The 9,578-nt window shown below is 70.8% G+C and carries 7 protein-coding genes; 5 read left to right on the top strand and 2 right to left on the bottom strand.

The genetic code is table 11. From position 1 onward, the window contains the following. The coding region (locus HW578_RS17905; protein WP_369407919.1) for an FAD-dependent oxidoreductase at positions 1-1,715 on the top strand (1,715 nt) is incomplete at its 5' end. A gap of 162 nt (positions 1,716-1,877) precedes the next feature. Here HW578_RS17905 and HW578_RS17900 read toward each other — a convergent pair. Continuing rightward, on the bottom strand, positions 1,878-2,828 hold the full coding sequence (locus HW578_RS17900; RefSeq protein ID WP_198371974.1) for a Bug family tripartite tricarboxylate transporter substrate binding protein: 951 nt from the start codon (positions 2,826-2,828) through the stop codon (positions 1,878-1,880). Positions 2,829-2,927: 99 nt separating this feature from the next. Between HW578_RS17900 and HW578_RS17895 the strand changes: the two genes are divergently transcribed. Beyond that, complete coding sequence (locus HW578_RS17895) at positions 2,928-3,881, top strand: LysR family transcriptional regulator (RefSeq protein WP_198371973.1); 954 nt, start codon at positions 2,928-2,930, stop codon at positions 3,879-3,881. Between the two features lie 27 nt (positions 3,882-3,908). Here the strand turns inward: HW578_RS17895 and HW578_RS17890 are convergent, their stop codons facing one another. Then, positions 3,909-4,892, bottom strand: coding sequence for a Bug family tripartite tricarboxylate transporter substrate binding protein (locus tag HW578_RS17890; protein WP_232479080.1), 984 nt, complete (start codon positions 4,890-4,892; stop codon positions 3,909-3,911). A gap of 334 nt (positions 4,893-5,226) precedes the next feature. Here HW578_RS17890 and HW578_RS17885 point away from each other — a divergent pair, with 334 nt between their 5' ends. The 3 genes from HW578_RS17885 (at position 5,227) to HW578_RS17875 (ending at position 9,415) form a co-directional block, all read left to right on the top strand. Further along, positions 5,227-7,104: a ribonucleoside-diphosphate reductase subunit alpha gene (locus HW578_RS17885; RefSeq protein ID WP_198371976.1), complete on the top strand. Its 1,878-nt coding sequence runs from the start codon at positions 5,227-5,229 to the stop codon at positions 7,102-7,104. A gap of 177 nt (positions 7,105-7,281) precedes the next feature. Beyond that, positions 7,282-8,247 (top strand): Bug family tripartite tricarboxylate transporter substrate binding protein, encoded by a 966-nt coding sequence (locus tag HW578_RS17880; protein ID WP_198371972.1) that lies wholly within the window; start codon positions 7,282-7,284, stop codon positions 8,245-8,247. A gap of 115 nt (positions 8,248-8,362) precedes the next feature. Next, positions 8,363-9,415: a ribonucleotide-diphosphate reductase subunit beta gene (locus tag HW578_RS17875; protein ID WP_198371971.1), complete on the top strand. Its 1,053-nt coding sequence runs from the start codon at positions 8,363-8,365 to the stop codon at positions 9,413-9,415. Positions 9,416-9,578 lie beyond the last annotated feature (163 nt).

Here is a 9,578-nt window from a genome sequence, read left to right as displayed (position 1 = left end):
CGGCGCGGTTCGCGATCGATCCGGCGCGGCATGCCCGCGTCGTTGCCCGGCCGGGCGGCGCCGCGCTTGCCGCAGCGCGGCTGCGGGGCGATGAGGCGGGGATGACACGACACGAGACGGACGTGCTGGTGCTCGGTTCGGGCTCCGCCGGGCTGGTGGCGGCGCTGACCGCCGCGGCGCAGGGGCTGCGCGTGACGGTGCTGGAGAAGACCGCGCGGCTGGGCGGCACCACCGCCATGTCCGGCGCTGGCACCTGGATTCCGGCGAACCATCATGCGGCGGCGGCGGGGATCGAGGACAGCGAGGTGGAGGCGCTGGACTACATCCGCGCCGCGGCACCCGAGGGCTGGGCGGCGGAGGAGGACGCGCTCTGGCAGGCCTTCGTGCGCGCCGCGCCCGAGATGCTGCGCTTTGTCGAATCGGCCACGCCGCTGCGCTTCGCCCTCACCCCCGAGCCCGACCCGCTGCGCGGCCTGCCCGGCCACAAGGCGCGCGGGCGGATGCTCTCGCCGCTGCCGCTCAGCCGCTGGCGGGCCGGGCGCTTCGCCTTCCGCATCCGGAAATCCACCATCCCGGAGCTGTTCACCTATCACGAGGCGGTGGAGACGGACCTCTACCACCACCCCTGGCGCACCGCGGCGTCGCTCTGGCCGCGCCTCGCGTGGCGGATCCTGACCAATACGCGGGGCAAGGGGACGGCGCTGGTCACGGGGCTGCTGCGCGGCTGCCTCGACCGCGGCGTGCGCGTGCTGCTCGAAGCCCGGGCGGTGGCGCTGGTGCAGGATGCCGACGGCGCGGTGACGGGTGCGGAGGTGGAGCGCGGCGGGGTGCGCGAGGCGTGGTCGGCGCGCGCCGGCGTGGTGATCGCGACCGGCGGCTTCGAATGGGACGAATCGCTGCGCGCGGAGCACTTCCCCGGCCCGGTGGACTGGCTCGGCAGCCCCCCGGGCAATGCGGGGGACGGGCAGCGTATGGCGGCGGCGGCCGGGGCGGCGCTGGCGCGCATGGACCAGGCGACGCTGACCCCCTCGGTCCCCACCCGCTACGAGGGACGGCTGATGGCGCGCCCGGTGCCCTTCCACACCGAGCCCAATGCGTTCCTGGTGAACCGCCACGGGGTGCGCTTCGTGAACGAGCTGACCTTCAACATCGGCGAGGCGATCGACGCGCGCGACGCTGGCACCGGCCAGCCGCTGCACCTGCCGGCCTGGGTGATCAGCGATTCGGCCATGCTCGATCGCCTGCCGCCGGTGCGCTGGGCCGCGCGCGCCGCGCCGGGCTGGCTGCGCCAGGCACCGGACGTCGTGGCGCTTGCGCGCCTGATCGATGTGCCGGCGGAGGCGCTCGAGGCGAGTGTGGCGCGCTTCAACGCCGCCGCGCTGGCCGGGCAGGACAGCGATTTCGGCCGCCCGGCGCGCCCCGACGCGGCCGCGGCCGGCGACAAGCGGCGCCGCGCGGGGATCGCGCCGCTGGTCCGCCCGCCCTTCCTCGCGCTGCCCTTCAACCGCGCGATCCTCGCGACCAAGGGGGGCGCGCGGACCAACGCGCATGGCGAGGTGCTGCGCCCCGATGGCAGCGTCATCGCGGGCCTGTTCGCCGCCGGGGTGGCGATGGCGAACCCGATCGGGACGCGCGGCGTGGGCACGGGGACGACGATCGGGCCCAACATGGCCTGGGGGTACATCGTCGGGCGGCGCTTGGCGCAGCGGAACTGACGCGGCGGCGCTGGCGCCTGGGGCCGGAACGCCTCACCCCTTGCGTGGCTTGGACGCCGGGCGCCACGTACCCGGCTGGCTTCCCGTCGCCGCACACGCTGAGGGCTGCGGGTGTACCATCGGCCTCCCGGGGCCGCAGCCCCGCAGGTCCCGCGCTCGGGGTCAGGCCGGACGGAAGCCGCTGGCACGCACCATCGCGGCCCAGCGCGCCGACTCGTCGCGCTGCGCTGCCGCGACCGCTTCGGGTCCTACGCCGCTCGGCTCGAAGCCCATGGCGGCGATGCGTGCGCCAAGGCCGCCCGCGCCGACCGCCTCGGCCACCGCGGCGGCGAGGCGCGCAATCACCGCATCGGGCGTGCCCGCCGGTGCGTACAGCGCGAACCAGCCCGGCGCCACCACGTCGATGCCCTGTTCGCGCAGTGTCGGGATGTCGCGCGTCGCGGCCGACCGCTCGGCATCGGTGGTGGCGATCAGGCGCACGCGCCCGGCCGCGGCGTGTTCGCGGAACTCGGCGAAGGAGGCGACGAACATCGGCAGCCGGCCCGATTGCAGGTCCGGCAACGCCGCCGGCGTGCCGCGATAGGCGACATGCTCAAGCGCGACGCCACCCAGGCGGCCGAGCTCGAGCCCGGCGAAATGCGCCCCGGTGCCGATGCCAGGCGACCCGAAGGACCGCCGCGCGGGGTCCGCGCGATACCAGACAAGCAGCCCCGCGATGTCCTGCGCAGGATGATCGGGGCCGACCGCGACCACCTGGCCGAAGCGCATGACCTGCGCGACGGGACGGAAGTCGGCGACGGGATCGTAGCCGATCGCCGAGTCTGTATGGGGCTGGAGCACCATCTGCGTCCCCGCGGCGAACAACAACGTCGTGCCGTCCGGCGCCGCGCCGCGCACCGCCAGGGCGCCGATCCGCCCGCCTGCACCGGTGCGGTTCTCGACGATCGCCGGCCGGCCGAGGGACGCCCCGAGTTGCTCGACGAGCATGCGCGCCACCGCATCCGCCGCGCCGCCTGGTGCGAAGGGGAAGACGATCCGCAGCGGCGCCCCCTGTGCGCGGGCGAGGCCGGGCAGGGTAGCGAGGACGGCGATCAGGCTGCGGCGGCTGGGCATCGGCGCGGCTCCTTCGGGACGACGGAGGAAGGATGCGGGCTTGCGGCTGAAAACAGAAATCGTGTTTCGTTGGGGAGATCAAACCTGGGAGAATAGGTCATGGACGCCAGCGCCGCCTCCCGCCTTGCGCGCCGGCTGCGGCTGAAGGACCTCGATGCGCTGCTGACCGTGATCGAGGCCGGCAGCATGGCCCGCGCCGCGCAGCGCTTGGCGCTGACCCAACCTGCCGTGTCCAAGGCGATGGCGGAGATGGAGGCGACGCTCGGCGTGCCGCTGCTCGAGCGCGATGCGCGCGGCGTGCGCGCGACCGCCTTCGGCGAGGCGATGGCCGAGCGTGCGCGGGCGATGCTCGACGAACTCGGCCAGGCGGAGCGCGACATTGCCCATATCGCCGATCCGTTGGCGGGCGAGGTGCGCATCGGTACCACGGAACCCATGACCTTCACCGTGGCCGAGGCGATCCGCCGCCTTGCCGCCGAACGCCCGCGCGTCGCCTTCGACATCGCCATCGCCGATACCGGCACCCTGATGGAGGATTTGCGCGCCAGGCGGCTCGATGTGGTGGTGACACGCGCTGGGGCGGGCGAGGCGGCGGAGGACATCGCCGCCGAATGGCTCTACCGCGTGCCGCTGGTGGTGGTGGCGGATCGCGCCAACCCGCTGGTGCGGCGGCGGGGGCTGCGCCTCGCCGACCTGGCCGGCGAGCCCTGGACGCTGTCGCCGCCCGGCACCTTCCTCGGGCGCTTGGTGAGCGCGGCCTTCGCGCGGGAGGGCCTCGCGGTGCCGCGGGCGGCGGTGGTGTCGGTCTCGATCGTGATGCGGCTCAGTCTGATCGCCGGCGGGCCTTGGCTGTCGGTTCTGCCGCGCAACCTGCTGCACCACCCGACCAGCGCTGGCTTCCTGCGCGCGCTGGACGCGACGGTCGAGGACCCGGCCGGGGCGATCGCGGCGCTCACGCTGAGGCGCCGCTACATGCCGGGGCCGGTGCGCGCCTTCCTAGATGTGCTGCGACAGACTGCGCCGCGTATGCCGGGCGTGGCGCCGATGGGCTGAGCCCGACGCCGCCAGCCGGCGCGTGCCCTATTCCGCCCGGATGCCCAGTGCACGCACCTCCGGCTCCCACAGGTCGATCTCGTCGCGCACAAATTGCGCGAATCGGGCCGGCGTGTAGCCGCGCATGGCCGGCGTGCCCATCTCGTCAAAGCGGGCGCTGATGGCGGGGTCGGAGAGCGCCTGCTCGGTCGCCGCCGCCATGCGGTCCACGATCGCCTGCGGCGTGCCGGTGGGCGCGAAGAATCCGTACCAGGAATAGGCCTTGTAGCCCGGGATGCCGGCCTCGGCCGCGGTCGGCACGTCCGGCAGCAGGGAGGAACGCTGGTCGGTCGCGACGAAGATGACGCGCGCGGTGCCGCCCTCCTGGAAGCCCTTGAGGATGGAGGGGATGTCGGAGCAGAACTGGATCTCCCCGGCGGTGAGCGCCGTGAAGACCTGCCCGCCGCCGCGATAGGGCACGTGCACCGCCTGGGTCCCGGTCCGGATGCAGAACGAGGCCGAAGCGATGTGCCCCGAGCTGCCGATTCCCGAGGAGCCATACTGGTAGCGGCCGGGCGCGGCCTTCAGCGCGGCGACGAACTCCTGCGCCGTGCGCGGGGCGAAGTTGCGGGTGGTGATGGCCATGGCGATGGGCACGAAGACGGTGGGGGCGATCGCCACCAGGTCGCGCCGCGCATCGAAGGGCACGGGCGCGGGCAGGCCGCGCGCCAGGCCGATCGGCGAGAGGGTCGAGAGCACGAAGACCTCCCCGTTCGGGGGCTGCTTCGCGACATAGTCGGTGCCGACCACGCCACCGGCGCCGGGGCGGTTCTCGAGCACCACGGGCTGGCCGAGGATCTCGGCGAGCTTGGGCGCGAGCAGGCGGGTGGTGATGTCGGTGCCGCCCCCGGTGCCGAAGGGGATGACGATGCGGATGGGCCGGGTCGGCCAGGCGCCCTGCGCGCGGGCTGGGCGGGCGAGCGGGGCGATCAGCGGGGTGGCGAGCAGCGCGCGGCGGCGGAGCGGGGTCATCGCGATCCTTTGCGGGTAGGTCCGCCAGATAGCCTGCACTGCGCGGAGCCTGTGGAAAAGTCTGGACTTGCGGGCGCGGCGCGGCTGCGCGCTAATGAACGAAACGGGAACACATTTCCGCCTGTGACAGCCGGGGGACTCTTGGCAAGGGGTCTCTTTTCCACCCGATGTGGTGGTTGCTGGACTGTGGCAAGACTACATCTTGTGTTCCCCGGCGAAGCGACGGCACGATGCGGAGCAGGGGATGACTGATTCAGGGGGTGTATCCGTGTTCGACGCAGCGCAGCTTGGCGACACAATCCGTAACGCCGCCCAGACGGAGCCGCAGCCGGCGATGTTCGATGCGGCCGTGCAGCTCGAAGGGCATGGCCAGGTCCGCATCGACCGGTCGCGCGACGCGCTGCTGACCGATTTCGGCAAGGCGACGCTCGACGACCGCTACCTGCTGCCGGGCGAAACCTACCAGGACCTGTTCGCGCGTGTCGCGAGCGCCTATGGCGACGACGCGGCGCATGCGCAGCGCATCTACGACTACATCTCCCGCCTGTGGTTCATGCCGGCGACCCCGGTGCTGTCCAATGGCGGGACGACTCGCGGCCTGCCCATCTCCTGCTTCCTGAACGAGGCCTCGGACAGCCTCGATGGCATCGTCGGCCTGTGGAACGAGAATGTCTGGCTGGCGGCCAAGGGCGGGGGCATCGGCTCCTACTGGGGCAACCTGCGTGGGATCGGCGAGAAGGTCGGCAAGAACGGCAAGACCTCGGGCGTCATTCCCTTCATCCGCGTGATGGACAGCCTGACGCTGGCGATCTCGCAGGGCTCGCTGCGGCGCGGCTCCGCGGCCTGCTACCTGCCGGTGAACCACCCGGAGATCGAGGAATTCCTCGAGATGCGGCGCCCCACGGGCGGCGACCCGAACCGCAAGGCGCTGAACCTGCACCACGGCGTGCTGATCCCCGACGCCTTCATGCGCGCGGTCGAGGCCGACGAGGAATGGGCGCTGGTCTCGCCGAAGGACGGGGCGCTGATGCGCAAGGTCTCGGCGCGGTCCCTGTGGATCCGGATTCTTACGGCGCGCATCGAGACGGGCGAGCCCTACATCATCTATTCCGACCACGTGAACCGCGCGCGGCCGGAGCACCACAAGCTCGCGGGGCTCGAGGTCAAGACCTCGAACCTGTGCTCCGAGATCACGCTGCCCACGGGCCTCGACCAGCATGGCGAGCAGCGCACCGCGGTGTGCTGCCTCTCCTCGCTCAACTGCGAGACCTGGTTCGAGTGGAAGGACGATCCGCGCTTCATCCCGGACGTGATGCGCTTCCTCGACAACGTGCTGCAGTCCTTCATCGACACCGCGCCCGATTCCATGGCGCGGGCGAAGTATTCCGCCATGCGCGAGCGCTCGGTCGGCCTCGGCGTGATGGGCTTCCATTCCTTCCTGCAGAAGATGAACGTGCCCTTCGAGTCCGTCGTCGCGAAGGTGTGGAACAAGAAGATGTTCAAGCATGTGCGCGAGCAGGCGGACCTCGCCTCGCGCATGCTGGCCGAGGAGCGCGGGCCCTGCCCGGACGCCGCCGAGTACGGTTTCATGGAGCGCTTCTCGAACAAGATCGCGATCGCGCCGACGGCCTCGATCAGCATCATCTGCGGCGGCGCGAGCCCCGGGATCGAGCCGATCGCGGCCAATGTCTACAATCACAAGACGCTGTCGGGCTCTTTCATCGTGCGCAACCCGTACCTGCAGAAGGTGCTGGCGAAGCACGGGCGCGACGATGACGAGACCTGGACCTCCATCACCGTGACCAAGGGCTCGGTGCAGCACCTCGACTTCCTGACCGAGCAGGAGAAGGCAGTGTTCAAGACCGCCTTCGAGCTCGACCAGCGCTGGGTGATCGAGCATGCGGCCGACCGCACGCCCTTCATCTGCCAGTCGCAGTCGGTGAACCTGTTCCTGCCGGCCAACGTGCACAAGCGCGACCTGCACCAGATCCACCTGAGCGCGTGGAAGAAGGGCGTGAAGTCGCTGTATTACTGCCGCTCGCTGTCGATCCAGCGCGCCGACACCATCAGCGAGAAGGTGGTCGGGCAGGGGGACATCATGGCGGCGCATGTGCCGACCGGCGGGGAGGCGTCGATGCCGATGGCGGCGTCGGCGGCATCCGGCGCGGCGGGGAATGCCAACAACTACGAGGAATGCCTAGCCTGCCAGTGACGGGCGACCGGGGAGGGCGGCGCCCTCCCCGAACCTTGGCGGCAGCGCCGCCAGGCCGCAAAGAGCCGCGAGGCCCTTTGATCCTGTCACCCCGGCGGGAATCGACACCGCGCCATCGCCTCCGATAGCCTTCCGACCGGACCAGGCACCAACGTCGCGGCCACGGGAGGACACAGCATGATCGCACGGCGGAGATTCGCGCTTGCAACCGCCGGCCTGGCGATGGCGGGCAATGCCCGCGCCCAGGCCAACTGGCCCGAGAAGCCCGTGCGCGTGCTGATCGGCTTCCCCCCCGGCGGGCCCACCGACCTGGTCGGGCGCCTGCTGCAGGAACCGCTGCAGCGCCTGTGGGGCCAGCCCGTCATCATCGAGAACCGCCCCGGCGCCAGCCAGATCATCGCTAGCGAGGCGGTCGCGCGCGCCGTGCCCGACGGCTACACGCTGCTGCTCGCGGCCAGTACGCATACCAGCAACGTGGCCGTGCAGCAGCGCCTGCCCTACGACACGGTGGCCGACTTCACGCCGATCTCGGTGCTGTATGGGTCGCCCACCGTGCTGTTCGTGAGCGCCGAACGCCCCTGGCGCACGGTGCAGGAGCTGGTGGAGGCGGCGAAGCGCGACCCGGGCATGGCCTTCGCCTCCTCCGGCAACGGCACCTCGGGGCACTTCGCGCTCGAGATGTTCCGCCGCAAGGCGGGAATCGAGGTCACGCATGTCGCCTTCCGCGGCGCGCCGCCGGCCTTGCAGGAGGTGGTGTCCGGCCGCGTGCCGGCCACCTTCAGCACGCTGTCGGGCGCGATCGGGCTGCAGCGCCAGGGGCGGATTCGCGCCATCGCCATCGCCGGGCCGCAGCGCGCACCGGTGCTGCCTGGCGTGCCGCTGCTGGCCGATGTCGGCCTCGAGATCCCCGACACCAGCCCCTGGTACGGCTTCATCGGCCCGAAGGGGCTGCCCCCCGCTGTGGTGGAGCGCATCGCGCGCGACTCGCTTGCCCTGATGCGCGATGGCGCCATGGCCGAGCGCATCGCCGACACCGGGGGTCTGGTCATCGCCGAGGGGCCGGCCGAGATGGCCGCGCGGATCCTGCGCGAGATCGAGGAAAACCGCGAGATGGCGCGCGTCGCGGGGGTGACGGCATCCTGACGCGCGGCCTCCTTGCGGGATGCAGCGTCGCCACAAGATATAGCGGCGCCCGATTGCCGCGACCACCAAGTGTGGTAGGATCGGGGATACCGCAGCAGCGCTTGGGATCAGCATCATGGCCGATGGAATCGCGACCGACGAGCTTCCTGTGAGGTTCGACCTCCTGACCTCCAACCCGGTCTACAAGCCCTTCCGCTACCCCTGGGCCTATGATGCCTGGCTGACCCAGCAGCGCATCCACTGGCTGCCCGAGGAAGTCCCGCTGGCGGATGACGTCAAGGACTGGCAGAAGAATCTCACGGAGTCCGAGCGGAACCTGCTGACGCAGATCTTCCGCTTCTTCACGCAGGCCGATGTCGAGGTGAACAACTGCTACATGAAGCAGTATTCCCAGGTGTTCAAGCCGACCGAAGTGCTGATGATGATGTCGGCTTTCTCGAACACCGAGACGATCCACATCGCGGCCTATTCCCACCTGCTTGACACTATCGGCATGCCGGAAATCGAGTACACGGCATTCCTGAAGTACAAGGAGATGAAGGACAAGTACGACTACATGCAGACCTTCTCGGTCGACTCCAAGACCGAGATCGCCAAGACCCTCGCGGCCTTCGGCGCCTTCACCGAGGGGCTGCAGCTGTTCGCCTCCTTCGCGATCCTCATGAACTTCCCGCGCTTCAACAAGATGAAGGGCATGGGGCAGATCGTGTCGTGGTCGGTGCGTGACGAGACGCTGCACTGCCTGTCGGTGATCCGCCTGTTCCGCACCTTCGTGCAGGAAAACCCGGAGATCTGGACGGCCGAGTTGAAGCGCGACCTCTATCTGATCTGCGCCACCATCGTGGAGCACGAGGACGCCTTCATCGACCTCGCTTTCGAACTGGGCGGCGTGCAGGGCCTCGATGCCCAGCAGACCAAGACCTACATCCGCTTCATCGCCGACCGCCGCCTGCAGCAGCTTGGCCTCGAACCCCTCTACAACATCGAGAAGAACCCGCTGCCCTGGCTCGACGAGATGCTGAACGCGGTCGAGCACACCAACTTCTTCGAGAACCGCGCGACGGAATACTCCAAGGCCAGCACCGGCGGCACCTGGGAGGAAGCCTTCGCGGACAGCGTCTTCACCTCGCCCCAGCCCGAGGGCGCGATCGAGGGCGTCCGGCACTGACCCCGGGCGGCGCGGCCGCGTGAGGCCGCGCCACCGGAACGCACCGCAACGCGCGGCCTGTGCCGCGCGCACAGCGGCGCAGGCGAAACGCCGCGCAGGCATGGGCGGCTCCGGCCGCGCCGTCCCCCGACAAGCGCATCCCGGCCGGATGGTCCCTGCCGGC

Origin of the sequence: Roseomonas rosulenta (genome assembly GCF_016106005.1) — a bacterium.
Taxonomy (GTDB): domain Bacteria; phylum Pseudomonadota; class Alphaproteobacteria; order Acetobacterales; family Acetobacteraceae; genus Neoroseomonas; species Neoroseomonas rosulenta.
The sequence above is the reverse complement of the archived record's forward strand: the minus strand, read 5'-3'. Positions and strand labels throughout refer to the sequence as shown.

Coding starts and splice junctions, on each gene's coding strand:
- HW578_RS17900 (WP_198371974.1), bottom strand. CDS start 2,828: ATGCCCAGCCGCCGCAGCCTGATCGCCGTCCTCGCTACCCTGCCCGGC.
- HW578_RS17895 (WP_198371973.1), top strand. CDS start 2,928: ATGGACGCCAGCGCCGCCTCCCGCCTTGCGCGCCGGCTGCGGCTGAAG.
- HW578_RS17890 (WP_232479080.1), bottom strand. CDS start 4,892: ATGACCCCGCTCCGCCGCCGCGCGCTGCTCGCCACCCCGCTGATCGCC.
- HW578_RS17885 (WP_198371976.1), top strand. CDS start 5,227: ATGTTCGATGCGGCCGTGCAGCTCGAAGGGCATGGCCAGGTCCGCATC.
- HW578_RS17880 (WP_198371972.1), top strand. CDS start 7,282: ATGATCGCACGGCGGAGATTCGCGCTTGCAACCGCCGGCCTGGCGATG.
- HW578_RS17875 (WP_198371971.1), top strand. CDS start 8,363: ATGGCCGATGGAATCGCGACCGACGAGCTTCCTGTGAGGTTCGACCTC.